The sequence below is a fragment of the Stenotrophomonas sp. STM01 genome, assembly GCF_014852135.1.
In the GTDB taxonomy this organism is placed as follows: domain Bacteria; phylum Pseudomonadota; class Gammaproteobacteria; order Xanthomonadales; family Xanthomonadaceae; genus Stenotrophomonas; species Stenotrophomonas capsici.
The window spans coordinates 901,586-922,806 of the sequence record NZ_JACVBA010000002.1; the positions used below are offsets into that span (position 1 = coordinate 901,586).

Genomic DNA, 21,221 nt, shown 5'->3' on the forward strand with positions numbered 1-21,221 from the left:
CCACCCCGTTGGATCCCCTTGGTCGGCGGATTACAGCGCAGGCATCGCCCGGCCGCAATGCCCCCTCAGGCCACGCGCAGCGCGCGCGGATACGGCGGTGTGTCCGGGAACTCGCCCCTGCCGAAGCCCTGCTGCAGCCCCTGCCACCACGATGGCTCGAACAGCTCGCCGTAGCGCTCCTGCACCACGTCCAGCAATGCGCGGGGCAGGCCCATGAACAACGCGAAACGTTCCGGGAACACGTCGTTGGGCGCGACGTGGAACCACGGCTCGCTGGCCATGGCCTCCTCCTCGCTGCGCGGTGTTGGCCAGGCCCGGAAGTTGCAGTCGGTGACCAGGCACAACTCGTCGTAGTCGTAGAACACCGCGCGCCCGTGCCGGGAGACACCGAAGTTCTTCAGCAACATGTCGCCGGGAAAGATGTTGTTGCAGGCCATGTCACGGATGGCCTGCGCGTAGTCCAACGCCGCGGCGCGGGCGGCTTCACTGCCCTGCTCGCGCAGGTAGAGGTTGAGGGGCCGGAAACGGCGCTGCACGTAGCACAGCGCGATCACCACGTCCCCGCCTTCGACCTGCACGCTGTGGCTGCATTGGTTGACCAGCTCATCGAGCAGCTCCGGCGCGAAGCGGCTGACCGGGAAGCGCAGGTGGCGATAGGGCTGGGCGTCGAGCAGGCGGCCGATGCGGTCCAGGTTGAAGACCAGCGCGTACTTCTCCTCCACGTCCTGCCGGCTCATGGTCTTGGGCCAGGCGAAGCGGTCGCGGATCAGCTTGAAGACCAGCGGATAGCTCGGCAGCGTGAACACCGCCATCACCATGCCGGGGGTGCCTTCGGCATGCACCAGCCGCTCGTTGGCATGCTGCTGGAAATGGCTGAAGAAGGTGCGATAGCGCTCGGTCTTGCCCTGCTTGGCGCGGCCCAGCACGGTGTAGATCTCATCGACCGGCTTGCCCGGCAGGATGCTGCGCAGGAACACCACCGCGTCGGCGACGGTGGGCAGGTCGGCCTGGAAATAGCTGCGCGAGACACCGAACAGATGCGCCACGTCGCGGCGTCGGCTCAGCACCGCTTCCACGCGGATGCCTTCCTCCCCGTTGACCAGCGCGATCACGCAGGGCGAGAAGCGGTGCTCACCGAACACGCGCCCGACCAGGTATGCACGGCGCTCGCGGTAGAACACGGTCTCCAGCAGTTCGATGGCTCGCACCGGGTACGTGCCCCAATGGGCCAGGTCGTCCTGCAGGCGCACCGCGATGGCCGCGGCGCAGCGCAGGCGATGCTGGTAAGGCACGTCGAAGGCATAGTCGGCGAGCAGGCGCGAGAACGCATCGGCCGGACGCGCTTCGGAAACGGCGTAGACATGACGCGCAACCGGGTGGGTGATGGCATCGGACGGCTCGATGTCCAGCGCCATGAACTCGATGTCGTCATCCACGCCATGGGTACCGAACAGGCGCCGGGTCAGGGTGTTGTAGAACGTCTTGTACAGCTCGCCATCGATGCGCGATGAAACCCGTGCGTCGAAGCACTGCTTCACTTCCCGCCACAGCGCCTGCGTGGGCGGGATGCCGGCCAGCAACGCCTGCAGTTGCGCCCGGCAGCGTGCCACGCACGCGTCGTACAGCTCGATGCGTTCCACCGCATCCGTCCTGGCTGCGCTCCAGTCGCGTGTCTGGAAGCGCGCGCGTGCCCGACGGGTAATGTCGGCGAAGCCCTGGTGGTAGTCCTCGAACCCCGTGGCGATGCCGTGGGCAAGCTTGTCCGCCAGGGCGGCATCGATGACCGTTGCATTCATCACGGTCGCTCCGGCAATGCACGGACTGCAGGGAGAAGATGGGATCGCATGGCTGTCGCCGGAGGGGGGATGGACATGACCATACGACACCGCACGCCTCCCGTGACAGGGCGCCCGCCCGGCGGAGGCGTCCTTGGGCGTGAAGCAGGGAAGTCCACATCGCGCGAAAGGCAACCCCTCCCCCGCCCTCTCCTTGCCTGCGGCAAAGGGAGGGGGTAATCCGCGCATCGTCGGGACTGATGGCACGCCGCAACCGTAGGAGCGTTCTTGGACGCGAAGCCTGGAAGTCCACATCGCGCGAAAGGCACCCCTCCCCCGCCCTCCCCTTGCCTGCGGCAAAGGGAGGGGGCGGTCCGTGCGTCGTCAGGCGTACCGGCTCGCCACGACCGCGGGCTCCAGCGCTCAGCCGCTGGACAACTCCGCCTGGATCTTGCGACCGCATTCGCGGGCGCTCCACAGCACGTGGCCGATCACGCTGCGCTGGCCGCAGGCGGCCATCAGCAACAGCGAACCACGCGCCAGCGGGATCGACTGCATCAGCACCTTGCCTTCGCTGGCTTCCAGCATCAGCACTTCCATCGTGCCCAGTGACAGCTCGCGACCCACCGCGCTGGCCAGCGCCAGCATCGCGCTGGTCATCGCCGCCAACCGCTCGCCACTGGACTGCTGCGTGGCCGATTGGGCCAGGGCGAAACCGTCCACGCTGGCCACCACCGCCGCGCGCACGCCATCCACCGATTCGGTGAACTCCCTGAGCCGGGCATCCACCGCCGTGACTTCCCAGTCCTCCAGCACCGCTACCCCCCTTGGTTCACCCATGTGCTTCGACCAGTGCCGCCGCTTCCACTTCGCCCATCAACACGTCCATCAACATCATCACTTCGTCTTCCGAACGCGCATCGAACGGCACCAGGGGCAGCGGGCGCCCCGCCACCTCCTGCACGCGCAGCTGGCACGCATCCAGGTCCACGTCGGGCACCAGGTCGAACTTGGACACGCCCACCACTGCCGGAACCCGGTCGGCATGGGTGCGCAGCGTGCGCAGGTAGGTATCCAGTTCGGTCGCCACCCCCGGGCTGGAGGCATCGGCGAGGATCACCACGCCGCGCGCGCCCTGCAGCAGCACCGGCCAGATGAAGGAGAAACGCTCCTGCCCCGGCGTACCGTACAGGCGCAGGCGGTCGCCGTTGGGCAGGCTCACGTCGGCATAGTCCATGGCCACGGTGGTGGCCAGCTTGGACGAACTGACGTCGGTGTTGAGCACGTCGGTATCGATCACGGTGCCACCGGCCACCGCACGCACCAGGGTGGACTTGCCGGCGCCCATGGCCCCGAGGACAACGATCTTGTGCTCGATCATGCATGCATTCCCGTGCGGCCGCGGACGCTGCGCCACATCCTGGCCAGCAAGGCACTGGCACCGTGCTTCTGCGCCACCGGCACCGGTGGCGGCGCATCGACCGGCACCTTCACCTCGGCGTAGCCACACAGGTAGGCCGAGCGCATGAACGCCCGCGTGGCATTGATGTCCAGGTCCAGCAGCTGAGTGCACTCGGTCAGGCTGCACGGCTTCTTCAACAGCAACGAGCACAGCCGGAACCCATCGTGCTGGTGGGCCAGTACGCGGAAATCCGGCCAGCGCAGCAGGTGCATCTGCGCGTTCTGCTGGAGGCGGCGTTCGAAATCGCTCCAGTAGTCGCCGTGCTGCGCCATCTGCCACAGCAACGGCCGCAGCGGCTGCCGCGACAGGTTTTCGGCCAATGCCTCGTAGCGCGCCGGCGAGAGCTCCTGCAAGGCGAGCAGTTCAAGCAGTTCGCCCAGTTGCTGGGCCAGCGTCGGTCCCGCGCCGGGGTGCAGGTAGAGCGGGACGGCCTGGTCATGCTCGAAATCGATCAGCAGTTGCGGCTGGCCCTGCAGCGTCAGCAGCGCCCGGCCTTTGCGCTCCTGCAGGCGCTGCCGCAACAGGCGGGTGACCTGCTTGGCGCCGCTGGCCAGGTACAGGCCATCGGTGGTGACATCGACCCGGGGGGCAAGCGCGGACTGGATCTGTTGGTCGTCCAGGAACACCGGCGTGGCCGCGCGTCCATCGTGTACGGCACCGTCGTCGTCGTGCATCCACAGCCGCATCGATGGCCGCTTGCTGGCCATGTGCAGCGCCGCGCTGCGCAGTGCCGGTGTGTCGCGCACCAGCAACAGGTCGCATTGATCCAGGTCCACGCAGCGTTGCAGCGCCTCCGGCGGCAACCCCGCAGCCTTGCGCAACCGGCCGAGCAATACCTGCTCCTCACGGTTGTCAGAGCCCACCACCAGCACTCTGGTCATGCCTGTCCCCTTTCGACGCCGTGCGTCATGCATTTCCATGGCAGTCCAATGAGGCTATGCCAGATGCCGGCTGTGAAAGGGTGACTGCTCCCACAGTTCGATTTGTCAGGAAGTCTTTCACGCCTATACGTTCGTCGTAGGCATGCGTAGGCGGTAACCAAAATGAAAGAAGCCTGCATCCGACAACGGATGCAGGCTTCTCTTACGTGCTGACGCCCGCAGCGGCTTGTGTAACGGCCGCTACTGAAAGGCGTCGTCGCGCTTCACATCACTCAACCCTTCAGCTTGGCCAGCGCCGCATTGAAGGTGGCGCTCGGGCGCATCACCGGGCCGGCCTTGGCCAGGTCCGGGCGGTAGTAGCCGCCGATATCCACGGCCTTGCCCTGCACCGCGACCAGTTCGTCGACGATGGTCTGCTCGTTGCTGGCCAGCGCCTCGGCCAGCGGTGCGAACCTGGCCTTCAGCGCAGCGTCGTCGTTCTGCTCGGCCAAGGCCTGCGCCCAGTACATGGCCAGGTAGAAATGGCTGCCGCGGTTATCGATGGTGCCGAGCTTGCGGCCCGGCGAGCGGTCGTTGTCCAGGAACGTGCCGTTGGCCTCGTCCAGCGCCTTGGCCAGCACGGCGGCGGCCTTGTTGTCGTAGCGCTGGGCCAGGTGCTCCAGCGACGCGGCCAGGGCCAGGAACTCGCCCAGCGAATCCCAGCGCAGGTAATCCTCTTCCACGAACTGCTGCACGTGCTTCGGGGCCGAACCACCGGCGCCGGTCTCGAACAGGCCACCGCCGGCCATCAGCGGCACGATCGACAGCATCTTGGCGCTGGTGCCCAGCTCCAGGATCGGGAACAGGTCGGTGAGGTAGTCGCGCAGCACGTTGCCGGTCACCGAGATGGTGTCCTGGCCCTTGCGGATGCGCTCCAGCGAGAACGCGGTGGCTTCCACCGGCGACAGGATGCGGATGTCCAGGCCGTTGGTGTCGTGGTCCTTGAGGTAGCGCTCGACCTTGGCGATCACCTGCGCGTCGTGGGCGCGGGCAGCATCCAGCCAGAACACCGCCGGGGTGCTGCTCAGGCGGGCGCGGGACACGGCCAGCTTCACCCAGTCCTGGATCGGCGCGTCCTTGGTCTGGCACATGCGCCAGATGTCACCGGCTTCCACGGTGTGCTCGAACACCACGTTGCCGGCGTCGTCGGTGACGGTGACCACGCCATCGGCCGGGATCTGGAAGGTCTTGTCGTGCGAGCCGTATTCCTCGGCCTTCTGCGCCATCAGGCCGACGTTCGGCACCGAGCCCATCGTGGCCGGGTCGAACGCACCGTGTGCCTTGCAGTCTTCAATCACCGCCTGGTACACGCCGGCGTAGCAGCGGTCCGGGATGACGGCCTTGGTGTCCTGCAGCTTGCCTTCGGCGTTCCACATCTTGCCCGAGTCACGGATCATCGCCGGCATCGAGGCGTCGACGATCACGTCCGACGGCACGTGCAGGTTGGTGATGCCCTTGTCGGAGTTGACCATCGCCACGGCCGGGCGCTTGGCGTACTCGGCGGCGATGTCGGCCTTGATGGCTTCCTGGGTGGCTTCGGGCAGCTGCGGCAGGCGCGCGTACAGGTCGCCGATGCCGTTGTTGGCGTCGAAACCGACTTCCTTCAGCGCGGCGGCGTGCTTGGCCAGCACGTCCTTGTAGAACTCCTCCACCACCACGCCGAACATGATCGGGTCGGAGACCTTCATCATCGTCGCCTTCAGGTGCAGCGAGAACAGCACGCCCTGGGCCTTGGCATCGGCCACCTGGGCGTCGATGAAGCTGGCCAGTGCCTTGCGGCTCATCACCGAGGCGTCGACGATCTCGCCGGCCTTGACCGCGGTCTTTTCCTTCAGCACGACGGTCTTGCCATCGTTCTGGACCAGCGCGATCTTCAGGCTGCCGGCATTGGCCAGCGTGGCCGACTTCTCGCTGCCGTAGAAATCACCGCCGTCCATGTGCGCGACGTGCGACTTGGAATCGCCGCTCCACGCGCCCATGCGGTGCGGGTGCTTGCGGGCGTAGTTCTTGACCGACAGCGGCGCACGGCGGTCGGAGTTGCCTTCGCGCAGCACCGGGTTCACCGCGCTGCCCTTGACCTTGTCATAGCGCGCCTTGATGTCGCGCGAGACGTCGTCGGTGGGTGCGTCCGGGTAGTTCGGCAGCACGTAGCCCTGGTCCTGCAGCTCCTTGATGGCGGCCTTGAGCTGCGGCACCGAGGCGGAGATGTTGGGCAGCTTGATGATGTTGGCGTCCGGCTGGGTCGCCAGCTCGCCCAGCTCGGCCAGGTCGTCGCTGATCTGCTGGCCGTCCTTCAGGTAGTCCGGGAACTGCGACAGGATGCGACCGGACAGGGAGATGTCACGGGTCTCGACCGAGATACCGGCGGTGGCGGTATAGGCATCGACGATCGGCAGCAGCGACTGGGTCGCCAGGAACGGAGCTTCGTCGGTGAGCGTGTAGATGATCTTCGGCGTATTCGACATGGGGGCAGGAACTCTCTTGCTGACGGATGCGTTGCGTGGTGAACGGGGGTGGCCGGTGCAGCGGGCGCGGGCAATGCCCGGCCCCGGGCCGGGCCGCCGTGGGGAAACCTTTGCATTGTCGCGTTTTCACCCGGGTCCGGCAAAAGCGCGCCATACGCAAACGTAGGGATGATCGCGGCGTTTCCAATGCAACCGTGCGCAGGCCTTGGCGTGCCTTGCATCACGGCCCGGTGCACGCTGCTGGTCTCAGCTGCAACCGATGCAGTTGTCCCGGGACAGGCCCGGCGGACGCGCAGGCGCGGTGGCGTGCGGCCGGAAGCGGCGCATAAAAAAGGCGCAGCCAATCGGCTGCGCCCATGCGTACCACCGGCGGGAGAGAGTGCGCCGGTGGACGCCCTACCTCACTTCACTTCGAACTGCTGCGAGCCAGCCGACTTGCCATCAACGGTCACGTCGGCGGTGTACTTGCCTGCCGGCCAGCCGCTGGGCTTGGTGAACTCGACATTGGTGGTGCCGGTGTCGGTGGCATTGAGCGTCGCGCTCTGCTCACCGGCCACCTGGCCGTCCTGGTAGGTCAGCTTGGCGCCGACGGTGACATTGTTGGCGGTGCCACTGGTCTTCACCGAGACGACGATCTTGTCCTTGGTGCCGAGCATGGCCACCGGCGCCACAGACTGGTCGGCGGCAACGGTGTTGCCCACCGTCACCGAGGTGACGGACAACGCCGGCGCAGCCGGTTCAGCCATCGGAGCCGGGGCCGGAGCCGGGGTGCTGGCGGCCGGCGGCGGCGGTGCGGCTTCCTCTTCCTTCTTCTTGCAACCGACCAGCGCGACGGCGCCGATCACAGCGATCATCAGGGCACTGCTGAGCGAAGTCTTCTTCATGGATTGCTCCGGTATGTGTTTGGTTTTGGACAGCGGAAACGGGGCTGCATCAGGCCTGGCGCGGCGGAATCCTGAGGACCTGGCCGGGGAAGATCTTGTCCGGGTCGTCCAGCGCATCCCGGTTGGCCTCGAAGATCTGCTTCCACGCGTTGGCGTCGCCGAGCAGGTGTTTGGCGATCTTGGAAAGGTTGTCACCCTTCTGCACCGTGTACTGCTGCTCGCTCACGATCTGCTCGGTGCTGGTCACCGATGCGGTCACGTCTGAAAAATCCGCTTTCTGCACGATCTGCTCCGTACTGGTGACGGAGGCAGAAACGTCAGAGAAATCCGCCTTCTTGTCGGTACCCATCCAAGCCACTCCGCTTCTTGACTGGCGACCACGATTACACGTCGCCTGTTAAGGTTTTATCTCGGCCGTGTAAAAACCAGCGTACGGGGCTGAATGTTCATTGACGCAGGTCGCGGATCGGCGCGGTGGCGGCGGTCCGGTCCGGGCTGGCCCGGCGCGGATTGATGTCCAGGCCGCCACGGCGGGTGTAGCGGGCCTCCACCTCCAGCGAGGCTGGGCCGCAGCGGCGCTGCAGGTCCAGAAAGATGCGCTCCACGCACTGCTCGTGGAACTCGGCATGGTCGCGGTAGCTGACCAGGTAGCGCAGCAGGCCTTCGCGGTCGATGCGCGGCCCGTGGTAGCGGATGCTGACGCTGGCCCAGTCCGGCTGGCCGGTGACCGGGCAGTTGGACTTGAGCAGGGCCGAGGTCAGGGTCTCCTCGACCAACGTGCCGGCGTCGGCCAGCAAGAAGCCGGCGTCCGGCGGCCCGTAGCAGTCGATGTCCACGTCGACGTGGTCCACCGACTCACCGTCCGCCCCGGCGAAGGCCGGCAGGCCGAACTCGACCCGCACGTCGGCGCCGGCGCAGGCCGACAGGTCGGTGGCGATGCGCTCGCGCACCGCCTCGGGCCGGTTGAAGCGCGCGTTGTTGAGCGAGTTCAGGTACAGCTTGAGCGACTTGGACTCGATCAGGTTCGGCGAGGTTGCCGGCACCCACAGGGTCAACGTCTCCACGCACGGCTTGCCGCGGGCGTCCAGCCAGCCCAGTTCATAGGCATGCCAGCGGTCTTCGCCGTGGAAAGGCAGGTCGCCGCCACCCAGGCCGATTTCCGCGCGGGCCCCGGCACGGGGGATCGGGAACAGCAGGCTGGCGTCGTACTGGCGGGGGTAGTCGACCTCGCGGCCGAGGCTGGAATCTTGGGGGGTATTCATCGGCGCCATTGTAGGGGCAGCAGTTTGAGCGGCGGATTTACCGACACCCGCTTTCACTGCACGCCCCACCCCAGGCGCAGGTTCAGTTCAGCAGCCGCTTCCACCACGACGTGCCCGGCTTGGCCTGCGGCACTTCCTCGCTCTGCAGGCGCATCACCTGCCGTTCCGGGTCCAGCGCCGAGGGGCCGTAGACGACGCGGATGCGTTCCTCGGCACTGGCCCCCAGGGTGTCACCATCGCTGATGACCATGCCGTTCTCGACCAGGTAATCGACGATGCCGGTGAGCCGGCCGAATACCTCCTCGGCACTGTCCTGGGTCTCGGGAATCTCGATGTCCATCAGCCCCAGCATGTCCATGCCGCGGGTGTGACCGGTCATCACCCCGTCCGGGCGGGCGCCGACGTTGATCGCCACCCAGGCGATCGGCATCGGCGCAGGCAGGGTGGCCTGGGTCAGTTCACGGAACAGGCCCGGCAGCACCACGTGGTTGGCACTGCCGAAATACACCGCCTGGATGCTGTCGGACAGGGCGATGGCCGAGGCCAGCACGCGGCTGAGCAGCGCGGCCTGGGCGACCAGGTTGGTGTCCTGGCCGTCCTGGCCGAACGCCATCACGGTGACGATGGTGTGCGCGGCGTAATCCACCGGCGCCGGCGTGGCGTTGGGCCACAGCCGGCTGTGCGCGCAGATCTGGTCGATGTCGTCGCCGATCTGCACCGGGATCGGCATCAGCGCGATCAGCGCATCGCCGTACTCCAGGCATTGCATCGGCGACTCGTCGCCGCCGACCGCCTTGTCCTGGCCGTCCTCGGCGGGCATCTCGCCCAGCCGCAGCAGCGACGGGTCCAGATCGGGCCAATCGCTGCGCATCTGCGCCAGCAGGGCGTCGGCGGTGAGCGTGGGATCAAGCTGCGATTGCAGCAGCATGGCCAGGCTGGCGCTCATGGGAGTGTCCTTCTTCCGTGTCGAGGGGGGCACGACACTACCGGGAGTCAGCCAGCCTTGCCACCGTGCAGGTAGTCCAGCGACACCTGAAGCAGCGCGCGCAGGCCGACGTCCAGCGCCTTTTCATCGAGCAGGAACTTCGGCGAATGGTTGCTGGGCGCGGTCGCCGGGTCGATGCCCGGGGACGTCGAGCCGACGAAGAAGAACATCGCCGGCACCTGCTGGGCATACAGCGAGAAGTCCTCCGAGCCCATCTGCAGCGGCGGCTCGTAGACGTTGTCCGTGCCCACCACGGCCTGCAGGCTGGGCAGCATGCGCGCGGTCAGGGCCGGGTCGTTGACCGTGGCCGGGTTGCCGTCGTTCTCGTAGATGTCGGTCACGGCGGTGGCGCCGTGCGCGGCGGCGGTGTGCTCGGCGACGTTGCGCAGGTCGGCGAAGATCTGCCGGCGCATGTCCGCATCGAAGGTGCGGATGGTGCCGACCATCTCCACCGAGTCGGGGATGATGTTGTAGCGGATGCCGCCCTTGATCGCGCCGACGGTCAGCACCGCCGGCTGCCTGGACAGGTTGGCGCGGCGGCTGACGATGGTCTGCGCGGTGCCGATCAGGTCGGAGGCGGCGACGATCGGGTCGATCCCGTTCCACGGTGCCGAGCCGTGGGTCTGGCGGCCGTTGACGGTGATCGAGAAGCGGTCCGAGGCCGCCATCAGCGGGCCGCCGCGCACCGCGATCTGCCCGGCCTGGACGCTGGAGAACACGTGCAGCCCGAACACGGCCTCGGGCTTGAAGTCCTTGAACAGGCCCTGCTTGAGCATCAGGTCGGCGCCGCCCTGCTCCGGCGGCGGCGCGCCTTCCTCGGCCGGCTGGAAGATCAGCATCACTTCACCTGGCAAGCGGTCGCGCATGGCCACCAGCGCATCGGCCACGCCCAGCAGGGTGGCGGTATGGGCATCGTGGCCGCAGGCGTGCATCACCCCGACCTGCTCGCCGCGGTACTCGGCCTTGGCCCTGGAAGCGAACGGCAAGCCGGTCTGCTCGGTGACCGGCAGCGCGTCCATGTCGGCACGCAGGGCGATCTTCGGGCCCGGCAGGCCGCCCTTGATGATCGCCACCACGCCGTGCACGGCAACACCGGTCTTCGGCTGCAGGCCCATCGCGCGCAGGCGCTCGGCGACCTTGGCGGCGGTGCGCTCCTCGCGGTTGGAGAGCTCGGGGTGTTCGTGGAAATCGCGACGCCAGTCCACCACCTGCTGCTGCAGCCGCCTGGCCGCCTCCGCCACTTCCGGGCGTTGTGCCTGCTGGGCCTGCGCCAGCGGGGAGAGGGCGCACAGCAGCGCGGTCAGCAACACGGTCGTGCGGGCCATCGGCAATTCCTTGGAAAGGGAGCGTTGGGGGACTGTAAGCCAGAACCGGGGCCGTGCGCCGCCGGGGCGTGACCGGAAGGCTTCGGCCGAGCGTGGCTCGGCACTGCCGGGACAACGACGGCCGGCGTGGCACTACGGCGGTCAACCGGGGGCGCTCTGGAACGTTCACACCCTGTCGCGGTCTGAGCGCGTAGGCCATCGGTCATGAAACAGACCGACACGGGCCGGCGCTATCCTTGGCAGCTTGATCGTTTCTTCCCCTTATCGGTTTCTCAGGAGTTTTCGCATGTCGCGTTTCTGGAAGATTGTGCTGCTGGGCATCGCAGTGCTGCTCGTGGCCGGGATCGGCTACCGGGTGATGGGGGGCGGCAAGCAGAAGGCGGGCGCGCCGGCGGCAGATGCCATGCGCGGGGGCCAGGGCGGGGGCAACGACGCCCCGGTGCCGGTCACCGTGGTCGCCGCCGAGCGCAGGAACGTGCCGGTGTACGTGACCGCCCAGGGCACGGTGACCGCCTACAACACCGTCACCGTCAGCCCACAGGTGGGCGGTGAGCTGCTGAGCGTGAACTTCCGCGAAGGCCAGGCCGTGAAGAAGGGTGAGCTGCTGGCGCAGATCGACCCGCGCACCTTCCAGGCCCAGTACGACCAGGCTGCGGCCAGCAAGCGCCAGAACCAGGCCCTGCTGGCCACCGCGCAGTCCAACTTCGAGCGCTCCAACTCACCGGAATACCGCCAGTTCGTCGCGCAGACCGACCTGACCACGTTGCGCAACCAGGTGGCCCAGTACCAGGCCGCGGTCGCCGCCTCGCAGGCGTCGATGGACCAGGCCAAGGTGCAGCTGGACTACACCCGCATCACCTCGCCGATCAACGGCGTTGCCGGCATCCGCGCGGTGGACCCGGGCAACGTGGTCAGCGCCGGCACGCAGATCGTCACCGTGACCCAGCTGCAGCCGATCTACGTGCTGTTCAACCTGCCCGAGCAGCAGCTCGACGCGGTGCGCAGCGCCCAGCAGGCAGGCCCGCTGCAGACCGCCACGCTCGACCGCGAGGGCGGCAGCGTGGTCAACGCCGACGGCAAGCTGCAGGTGGTGGACAACCAGATCAGCAGCACCAGCGGCACCTTCCGCCTGCGCGCCGAGTTTGGCAACGCCGAGGGCGCGTTGTGGCCGGGCCAGTTCGTCAACGTGCGCATGCAGCTCAACGAGCTGCCCGATGCGGTGGTGGTGCCGGCCGAAGCCGTGCAGCGCAGCAGCAACAGCGACTTCGTCTACCTGATCAAGGCCGATGGCACGGTGACGCTGCGCGACGTGGTCCAGGGCGGCCAGGTCGATGACAGCCACGTGGTGATCAGCAAGGGCCTGCAAGGCGGCGACAAGGTGGTCACCGAAGGCCAGTTCCGCCTGAAGGAAGGCAGCAAGGTGACCCAGCTGGCGCCGGGCCAGGCACCGCCGGAACCGACCGAGGACCAGCTCAAGGCGGCCAGCCAGAAGGGCCGTGGCGGCAGGGGTGGCCCGCCGCGCTGACGCGCCGCGCGCCCTCCGTCCCTCCCCCTTCGCACCAGGAATCGCCCGTGGGCTTCTCAACTATCTTCATCCGCCGACCGATCGCCACTTCACTGCTGATGATCGGCCTGATGCTGCTGGGCATCCTCGGCTACCAGCGCCTGCCGGTGGCCGCGTTGCCCGAGATCGAGGCGCCCAGCCTGGTGGTGACCACGCAGTACCCCGGTGCCAGCGCGCAGACCATGGCCTCGCTGGTGACCACGCCGCTGGAGCGGCAGCTGGGCCAGATCTCCGGCCTGGACATGATGACCTCCGACTCCTCGGCCGGGCTGTCCAGCATCGTGCTGCAGTTCTCGATGGAGCGCGACATCAACACCGCCGCGCAGGACGTGCAGGCCGCGATCCGCCAGGCCACCCTGCCCAGCTCGCTGCCCTACCAGCCGGTCTACAACCGGGTGAACCCGGCCGATGCGCCGATCCTGACCCTCAAGCTGGCCTCGGACACGCGCCCGCTGCGCGAGGTCAACGACCTGGCCGACTCGGTGCTGGCCCAGCGCCTGTCGCAGACCGACGGCGTGGGACTGGTCTCCATCGCCGGCAACGTGCGCCCGGCCGTGCGCATCCAGGCCAACCCGGCGCAGTTGTCGAACATGGGCATGACCCTGGAGGACCTGCGCAGCGCGCTGACCCAGGCCAACGTCAACGCGCCCAAGGGCTCGCTCAACGGCAAGACGCAGAGCTACACGCTGTCCACCAACGACCAGCTGGCCGACGCGGCGGCGTACAACGACATCATCATCCGCTACCAGAACGGTGCGCCAGTGCGCCTGCGCGACGTGGCCAAGGTGGTCGACGGCGTGGAGAACGACCAGATCGCCGCCTGGGCCGACGGCAAGCCGGCGGTGCTGCTGGAAGTGCGCCGGCAGCCCGGCGCCAACATCGTCAAGACGGTGGAGAGCATCCGCCAGATCCTGCCCAGCCTGCAGGCGATGCTGCCGGCCGACGTGACGCTGGATGTGTTCTCCGACCGTACCGTGACCATCCGCGCCTCGGTGCACGACGTGCAGTTCACGCTCATCCTCACCATCTGCCTGGTGGTGGCGGTGATCTTCGTGTTCCTGCGCCGCCTGTGGGCCACGGTGATCCCGTCGGTGGCGGTGCCGTTGTCGCTGCTGGGCACCTTCGGGGTGATGGCCTTCGCCGGCATGTCGCTGGACAACCTGTCGCTGATGGCGCTGACCGTGGCCACCGGCTTCGTGGTCGACGATGCGATCGTGATGATCGAGAACATCGTGCGCTACATCGAGCAGGGCAAGGACGGCCAGGAAGCGGCCGAGGTGGGTTCGAAGGAGATCGGCTTCACCGTGCTGTCGCTGACGGTGTCGCTGATCGCGGTGTTCCTGCCGCTGATCCTGATGCCCGGCGTCACCGGGCGCCTGTTCCACGAGTTCGCGTGGGTGCTGTCGATCGCGGTGGCGATCTCGATGCTGATCTCGCTCACGCTCACGCCGATGATGTGCGCCTACCTGCTCAAGCCCGACGCCCTGCCCGAGGGTGACGATGCCCACGAGCGGGCGGCGGCCGAAGGCAAGGTCACCGCCTGGTCGCGGCTGGTGCACGCCTACGAGCGCAGCCTGGACTGGGTGCTGCGCCACCAGCGCCTGACCCTGGGCATCGCGCTGGCCTCGGTGGCGCTGACCGTGCTGCTGTACATGGTCATCCCCAAGGGCCTGCTGCCCGACCAGGACACCGGCATGGTCACCGGCGTGGTGCTGGCCGACCAGAACGTGGCCTTCGACCAGATGCAGCAGCGCACCCAGGCCGTGGCCGAGGCGCTGCGCCACGACGAGGCGGTCACCGGCGTGGCCGCCTACATCGGCGCCGGCACCATGAACCCCACGCTCAACCAGGGCCAGCTGAGCATCGTGCTCAAGGACCGTGGCGAGCGTGACGGGCTGGACGTGATCCTGCCGCGCCTGCAGGCCGCCGCCGCGCATATCCCCGGCGTCGCGCTGTACCTCAAGCCGGTGCAGGACGTGACCCTGGACACGCGCGTGGCCGCCACCGCCTACCAGTTCTCGCTCTCGGACATGGACAGCACCGAGCTGGCCGCCCAGACCGAGCGCGTCACCGATGCGCTGCGGCGCCTGCCGGAGCTGGCCGACGTGGACAACAACCTGGCCAACCATGGCCGGGCGCTGCACGTGCAGGTGGACCGCGACAAGGCCAGCCGCTACGGCGTGCCGATGCAGACCATCGACGACACCCTGTACGACGCCTACGGCCAGCGCCAGATCTCCACCATCTTCACCCAGCTCAACCAGTACCGCGTGGTGCTGGAAGTCGCGCCGGAGTTCCGCAACAGCGACGCGCTGATGAACCAGCTGGCGATCGGCAGCAACGGCAGCGGCACGCTGACCGGCAGCAACGCCACCACGCTGGGCCAGGTGAGCTCGAGCAACTCCTCCACCGCCACCGGCATCGGCAACAGCAACACCGGCATCGCGTTGGGGGGCGGCGGCAGCATCCCGCTATCGGCCATCGCCACCGCGGTGCCCGGCACCGCGCCGCTGATCGTCAGCCACCAGCAGCAGCTGCCGTCGGCGACCATCTCCTTCAACCTGGCCCCGGGCTACTCGCTGTCCGAAGGCGTGGACGCCATCAACAAGGCGGTGGCCGAACTGCAGCTGCCCCAGCAGATGCAGGCCCAGTTCATCGGCACCGCCGCCGAGTTCTCCAGCAGCCAGACCGACGTGGTGCTGTTGCTGCTGGCCGCCATCGCGGTGATCTACATCGTGCTGGGCGTGCTGTACGAGAGCTACATCCACCCGCTGACCATCATCTCCACGCTGCCGCCGGCCGGCGTCGGCGCGTTGCTGGCGCTGTACCTGTGCGGGATGAGCCTGTCGGTGGATGGCATCGTCGGCATCGTGCTGCTGATCGGCATCGTCAAGAAGAACGCGATCATGATGATCGACTTCGCGCTGGACGCGCAGCGGGCCGGCGCCAACGCGTACGACGCGATCCGCCGTGCCTGCCTGCTGCGCTTCCGCCCGATCATGATGACCACCGCGGCGGCGATGCTGGGCGCGTTGCCGCTGGCGCTGGGCACCGGCATCGGTTCGGAGCTGCGCCGCCCGCTGGGCGTGGCCATCGTCGGCGGCCTGCTGCTCTCGCAGCTGGTCACGCTGTACACCACGCCGGTGATCTACCTGTACTTCGAGCGCCTGTCCGAATGGGCGGCCAGGCGCCGCGAGCAGCGTGCCGCCGCGCGCCTGCACGCCGCCCGCTGAGGCGCACGGATGAACATCTCCGCGCCCTTCATCAAGCGCCCGATCGGCATCGGCCTGCTCGCCATCGGCCTGTTCTTCGCCGGCCTGGTCTGCTACCTGCGGCTGGGCGTGGCGGCCCTGCCGAACCTGGCCATCCCGGTGATCTTCGTGCAGGCCTCCAACACCGGTGCCGACGCCAACACCATGGCCGCCACGGTGACCGCGCCGCTGGAGCGCCACCTCGGCCAGGTGCCGGGCATCGACACCATGCGCTCGAGCAGCAGCGACGGGCGCAGCATGGTGTTCCTGATGTTCAACACCAGCCGCGACATCGACGCCGCCGCGCAGGACGTGCAGGCCGCGATCAACGCGGCGATGGCCGACCTGCCGGCCGGCATCAACACGCCCACCTACCAGAAGGCCAACCCCAACGACGACCCGGTGATCGCGCTGGCGCTGACCTCGGAAACACAATCGGTCGCCGAGCTGTACAACCTGGCCGACTCGCTGCTGGCGCAGCGGCTGCGCCAGTTGCCGGGCGTATCACAGGTGGACATCGCTGGTGCCTCGACGCCGGCGGTGCGCATCGACCTCAACCTGCGCGCGATGACCGCGCTGGGACTGAGCCCGGACGACCTGCGCAACGCCATGCGCGCGGCCAACGTGGCCTCGCCGCTGGGCTTCCTCAGCGACGGCAGCAGCCAGACCGCGATCGTGCTCAACGACCAGGTGCGCAAGGCCTCGGACTTCGCCAACGTCGCCATCTCCATGCATGACGGCGCGGTGGTGCGGCTGAAGGACATCGCCACCGTCTACGACGGCCAGCAGGACGCCTACCAGGCCGCCTGGTTCAACGGCAAGCGCGGCGTGCTGATGTACGTGTACCTGCGCAGCGGCGACAACCTGGTCGCCACCGTGGACCGGGTCAAGGCCTCGGTCCCGTCGCTGGCCGGCTACCTGGACGCCGGCACCACGCTGACCCCGTACTTCGACCGCACCCCGACCATCCGCGCCTCGCTGACCGAAGTGCAGATCACGCTGATGATCAGCCTGGCGATGGTGATCCTGACCATGGCGCTGTTCCTGCGCCGCCTGGCCCCGACCCTGATCGCGGCGGTGACGGTGCCGTTGTCGCTGGCCGGCGCGGCCCTTGTGATGAGCACGCTGGGCTTCACCCTCAACAACCTGACCCTGCTGGCGCTGGTGATCGCCATCGGCTTCGTGGTGGACGATGCGATCGTGGTGATCGAGAACATCATGCGCCACCTCGATGAGGGCATGCCGCGCAGGCAGGCCGCGCTGGCCGGTGCACGCGAGATCGGCTTCACCATCGTCTCGATCACCGCATCGCTGGTGGCGGTGTTCCTGCCGATCATCTTCGCCCAGGGCATGCTCGGCGCGTTCTTCCGCGAGTTCACGCTGACCCTGGTGGCGGCGATCGTCGTTTCGGCGATCGTCTCGCTGACCCTGACCCCGGCACTGTGCGCGCGCTTCCTGCAGCCGCATGAGGCCCACGTGCACGAGTCGCGTACCCATCGCATGCTCGACCGCATGCACGAAGGCATGTTGCGCCTGTACACCGTGGCGCTGGACTTCTCGCTGCGCCACTGCCTGCTGCTGGCGCTGACCCCGCTGCTGCTGATCGTGGCGATGGTGATGCTGGCCGGCGCGGTCAGCAAGGGCTCCTTCCCCGAGCAGGACACCGGGCTGATCTGGGGCCGGGCCAGCTCCAGCGCCACCGTGTCCTTCCAGGAAATGAGCACGCGCCAGCGCCGCCTCAGCGACATGTTCCTGGCCGACCCCGCGGTGAAGATGGTCGGCTCACGGCTGGGCTCCAGCCGCCAGGGCAGCAGCGCGCAGTTCAACATCGAGCTGAAGACCCGCCAGGACGGCCGCCGCGAGCCAACCAAGGACGTGGTCGCCCGCCTCAGCGCCAAGGCCGCGCAGTTCCCCGACCTGGACGTGCGCCTGCGTGCGATCCAGGACCTGCCCTCCGACGGCGGCGGCGGTGGCCAGGGCGCGCAGAACCGCGTGACCCTGCAGGGCAACGACGCCGACCAGCTTGCCGAGTGGCTGCCCAGGCTGGTGGAAGTGCTCAAGCAGAACCCCAAGCTGCGCGACGTGGGTTCGGACGTGGACAAGGGCGGGCTGATGCAGAAGATCGTCATCGACCGCGAGAAGGCCTCGCGGCTGGGCGTGAGCATCGGTGCCATCGACGGTGCGCTGTATGGCGCGTTCGGCCAGCGCCAGATCTCCACCATCTACGCCGACCTCAACCAGTACGGCGTGGTGGTCAACGCGCTGCCTAGCCAGACCGCCAGCCCCTCGGCGATCGAGGACCTGTACGTGGCCTCCAGGAGCGGGCAGATGATCCCGCTGACTGCGCTGGCCCACCAGGAAGCCGGCCTGGCGCCGTCGCAGGTGACCCACCAGAACCAGTACACGGTGATGGACCTGAGCTACAACCTGGCCCCGGGCGTGAGCAGTGGCGAGGGCGATGCCATCGTCAAGGCCGCCATCGATGGCCTGCGCATGCCGGGGGACATCCGCCAGACCGAACGGGGCGGCTTCGGCCAGGCCACCGATCCCTCGGCGATGCTGATGCTGATCATCGCCGCGATCGCCACGGTCTACATCGTGCTGGGCATGCTGTACGAGAACCTGGTGCATCCAGTGACGATCCTGTCGACCCTGCCCGCGGCGGGCATGGGCGCGCTGCTGGCGCTGTGGGTGACCAACACCGACCTGTCGGTGATCTCGATGATCGCGCTGGTGCTGCTGATCGGCATCGTCAAGAAGAACGCGATCATGATGATCGACTTCGCGCTGGTGGCCGAGCGCGAGCACGGCAAGTCGCCGGCCGAGGCAGTGCGCGAGGCGAGCATCGTGCGGTTCCGCCCGATCATGATGACCACGATGGTGGCCATCCTGGCCGCGCTGCCACTGGCCATCGGCATCGGCGAGGGTTCGGAACTGCGCCGCCCGCTGGGTATCGCGATGATCGGCGGCCTGCTGATCTCGCAGAGCCTGACCCTGCTGAGCACGCCGGCGCTGTACGTGATCTTCTCGTGCCTGCAGAAGCATTGGCGCAACTGGCGTGCGCGTGCGAAGGAGCGCAAGCGCCTGCGCAGGCTGGCCCGTGCGTGAGTGACCGACAGGCCGGGAGTGCATTCCGGCCTGCATGACGCAACGGAAGTGCAGCGCGACACGCTCTTCCCTTCCCTTTGCAGGACGCGCTCTGCCCCCTCCCTTTGCCGCAGGCAAGGGGAGGGCTGGGGAGGGGTGCCGTTGATCTGGCTGTTCCGTTGCGCTGCTTGTTGCGCATGCCGCTGGAAGAGCGGGAACAGCAGGTGCACCAGCACAAAACCAAAAGCGCCCCCTCCCCAACCCTCCCCTGCGCTACGCGCAAGGGAGGGAGACAATCAACGGCGGAACGCTTGGTCGTACAGGTCAACGCAGAACCGCCCCCCCCTTTGCCGCAGGCAAGGGGAGGGTTGGGGAGGGGTGCCGTTGATCTGGCTGTTCCGTTGCTGTGGTTGCCATGTGTGCCGCCGAAGGCGCAGGAACATCAGGCGCCCAGGCGCTAAACCAAAGCAACCCCTCCCCAACCCTCCCCTGCGCTACGCGCAAGGGAGGGGGAAGATCAACCGCAACAGCAGTGACGGTGGCAGCTGCACCGCTGGCACGGCTCCGCCGCGTTAATCCGCCTTCGGCGCGGGGCGTGCAGGCGTTTCCACCAGCCCCTGCCCCGCCTTGACCAGCTGGATGAACTGCGCGCGCTCGCCTTCCGGGTCATCACCGCGCGCGTCCCGCGCCGTTGCGATGATCTGCTCCCAGCTCCAGCCCGGCATGCGCTCGCCACCGCGCAGTGCATCGGCAAAGCCCGCCACCGCCGAGGCGAAACGCAGCGACTCGCTCGGCGTCGCGCGCAACGTGCTGGCCAGCACCGGCTGGCGGATCAATTCACTGCTGTCGCTGCCCGGCAGCTTGTAGCGCAGGCGTACATCGGCCACCTCGTCCCCGTGGGCAGTGCCGGTCGGCGCCTTGTCTGCGTACCGCAACGCCGGCAACTGCTCGGCACCACTGCCCACCGGCACGATCTCATACAACGCGGTCACTTCATGGCCGGGGCCGATGTCACCGGCATCCACCTTGTCATTGGCGAAGTCCTCGTTGTTCAGCACGCGGTTCTCGTAGCCGATCAAGCGGTACTCCGACACCCGCGCCGGATTGAACTCGACCTGGATCTTCACGTCACGTGCGATGGTGAACAGCGTGCTGCCCATCTCGCGCACCAGCACCCGCCGCGCTTCGGACAGGCTGTCGATGTAGGCATGGTTGCCGTCGCCGACATCGGCCAGGCGTTCGGCCATCGCATCGTTGTAATTGCCGGTGCCGAAGCCCAGCGTGGTCAGCGCGATGCCGCTCCTGCGACGGTCACCGACCAGCGTCTCCAGCGCCTGGCGGTTGGCCACGCCCACGTTGAAATCACCGTCGGTGGCCAGAATCACCCGGTTGGCACCCCCTTCGACGAAGGACTGCCGCGCCATTGCATAGGCCAGTTCGATGCCGGCACCGCCGTTGGTGCTGCCGCCGGCCTGCAGGCGTTCGAGCGCGGCGATGATCTTCCCATGCTGGTCGCCCGCGGTCGGCTCCAGTACCAGGCCCGCCGAACCGGCGTAAGCGACGATGGCCACCCGGTCCTGGCTGCGCAGCTGCGGCACCAGTTGCGCGAAGGCGCGCTTGAGCAGCGGCAGCTTGTCCTGCGAATACATCGAGCCGGAGGTGTCGACCAGGAACACCAGGTTCATCGGCGGCAGCGCGGCCCGGGACTGTTCGTAGCCCTTGATGCCGATCATCAGCACCTGCCTGCGCGCGTCCCAGGGCGCGCGTGCCAGCTCGGTATGCACGCGGAACGGCACCGCCTTGTCGGCCGGCACCGCGTAGCCGTAGTTGAAGTAGTTGATGAACTCCTCGGCACGCACCGCATCGGCCGGTGGCCGCACGCCATCGTCGAGCATGCGCCGCACGTTGCTGTAGCTGCCGGTGTCCACGTCCACCGAGAAGGTCGAGACCGGTTGCTCGGTGGTGCGCTTGACCGGGTTGTCGTCCGGCCGCTCGTAGACCTCGGTGTTGGCCGCAGGCACAACCTGCGAGCCGGTCATGACGATGCCATTGAGGGTCGGGGCGCCCGCCATCCTTGCCATTGGCGCCGGTGGCGCGGGCAGCGGTGAAGGCATGGGTCCAACGTGCCTCACCTTCTGCGAGCAGCCCGCCACGACCACGGCGGCCACCAACACCATCACGCAACTGCGTACTTTCATCGGCCAACTCCTTGCCTGGGGTTGGGCGGAGCATAGCGCCCCG

14 protein-coding genes are annotated in these 21,221 nt (G+C 67.8%); 3 read left to right on the forward strand and 11 right to left on the reverse strand.

The genetic code is table 11. The features are described 5' to 3' along the window. Positions 1-65: 65 nt before the first annotated feature. From aceK to IB227_RS13945, 10 genes are all read right to left on the reverse strand, one after another. Positions 66-1,796, reverse strand: coding sequence for a bifunctional isocitrate dehydrogenase kinase/phosphatase (aceK, locus tag IB227_RS13900; protein ID WP_192287864.1), 1,731 nt, complete (start codon positions 1,794-1,796; stop codon positions 66-68). 402 nt (positions 1,797-2,198) lie between these two features. Then, positions 2,199-2,615, reverse strand: coding sequence for a roadblock/LC7 domain-containing protein (locus tag IB227_RS13905; protein ID WP_132865912.1), 417 nt, complete (start codon positions 2,613-2,615; stop codon positions 2,199-2,201). Beyond that, the gene (locus IB227_RS13910) at positions 2,608-3,156 is read right to left on the reverse strand and encodes an ATP/GTP-binding protein (protein ID WP_192287865.1); all 549 of its coding nucleotides are present in this window, start codon (positions 3,154-3,156) and stop codon (positions 2,608-2,610) included. The genes IB227_RS13905 and IB227_RS13910 overlap by 8 nt, the downstream gene beginning before the upstream one ends. Continuing rightward, the gene (locus tag IB227_RS13915; RefSeq protein ID WP_132865914.1) at positions 3,153-4,118 is read right to left on the reverse strand and encodes a hypothetical protein; all 966 of its coding nucleotides are present in this window, start codon (positions 4,116-4,118) and stop codon (positions 3,153-3,155) included. The genes IB227_RS13910 and IB227_RS13915 overlap by 4 nt, the downstream gene beginning before the upstream one ends. Before the next feature lie 272 nt (positions 4,119-4,390). Beyond that, on the reverse strand, positions 4,391-6,622 hold the full coding sequence (locus IB227_RS13920; RefSeq protein WP_192287866.1) for an NADP-dependent isocitrate dehydrogenase: 2,232 nt from the start codon (positions 6,620-6,622) through the stop codon (positions 4,391-4,393). 401 nt (positions 6,623-7,023) lie between these two features. Next, complete coding sequence (locus IB227_RS13925; protein WP_132865916.1) at positions 7,024-7,506, reverse strand: hypothetical protein; 483 nt, start codon at positions 7,504-7,506, stop codon at positions 7,024-7,026. 49 nt (positions 7,507-7,555) lie between these two features. Next, complete coding sequence (locus IB227_RS13930) at positions 7,556-7,855, reverse strand: LysM peptidoglycan-binding domain-containing protein (protein WP_132865917.1); 300 nt, start codon at positions 7,853-7,855, stop codon at positions 7,556-7,558. Positions 7,856-7,952: 97 nt separating this feature from the next. Continuing rightward, complete coding sequence (gene queF / locus IB227_RS13935) at positions 7,953-8,768, reverse strand: NADPH-dependent 7-cyano-7-deazaguanine reductase QueF (protein ID WP_192287867.1); 816 nt, start codon at positions 8,766-8,768, stop codon at positions 7,953-7,955. 82 nt (positions 8,769-8,850) lie between these two features. Further along, the gene (locus IB227_RS13940) at positions 8,851-9,714 is read right to left on the reverse strand and encodes a DUF4261 domain-containing protein (protein WP_192287868.1); all 864 of its coding nucleotides are present in this window, start codon (positions 9,712-9,714) and stop codon (positions 8,851-8,853) included. Between the two features lie 47 nt (positions 9,715-9,761). Continuing rightward, positions 9,762-11,078 (reverse strand): amidohydrolase, encoded by a 1,317-nt coding sequence (locus tag IB227_RS13945; RefSeq protein WP_132865920.1) that lies wholly within the window; start codon positions 11,076-11,078, stop codon positions 9,762-9,764. Between the two features lie 286 nt (positions 11,079-11,364). Here IB227_RS13945 and IB227_RS13950 point away from each other — a divergent pair, with 286 nt between their 5' ends. The 3 genes from IB227_RS13950 to IB227_RS13960 are packed head-to-tail and all read left to right on the forward strand — an operon-like array spanning position 11,365 to position 19,001. Then, positions 11,365-12,603: an efflux RND transporter periplasmic adaptor subunit gene (locus IB227_RS13950; RefSeq protein WP_192287869.1), complete on the forward strand. Its 1,239-nt coding sequence runs from the start codon at positions 11,365-11,367 to the stop codon at positions 12,601-12,603. 47 nt (positions 12,604-12,650) lie between these two features. Next, on the forward strand, positions 12,651-15,875 hold the full coding sequence (locus tag IB227_RS13955) for an efflux RND transporter permease subunit (protein ID WP_192287870.1): 3,225 nt from the start codon (positions 12,651-12,653) through the stop codon (positions 15,873-15,875). A gap of 9 nt (positions 15,876-15,884) precedes the next feature. Beyond that, positions 15,885-19,001: an efflux RND transporter permease subunit gene (locus IB227_RS13960; RefSeq protein ID WP_192287871.1), complete on the forward strand. Its 3,117-nt coding sequence runs from the start codon at positions 15,885-15,887 to the stop codon at positions 18,999-19,001. 551 nt (positions 19,002-19,552) lie between these two features. Here IB227_RS13960 and IB227_RS13965 read toward each other — a convergent pair. Further along, positions 19,553-21,178, reverse strand: a complete 1,626-nt coding sequence (locus tag IB227_RS13965) for a VWA domain-containing protein (protein ID WP_192287872.1) — start codon at positions 21,176-21,178, stop codon at positions 19,553-19,555. Between the last annotated feature and the right edge of the window lie 43 nt (positions 21,179-21,221).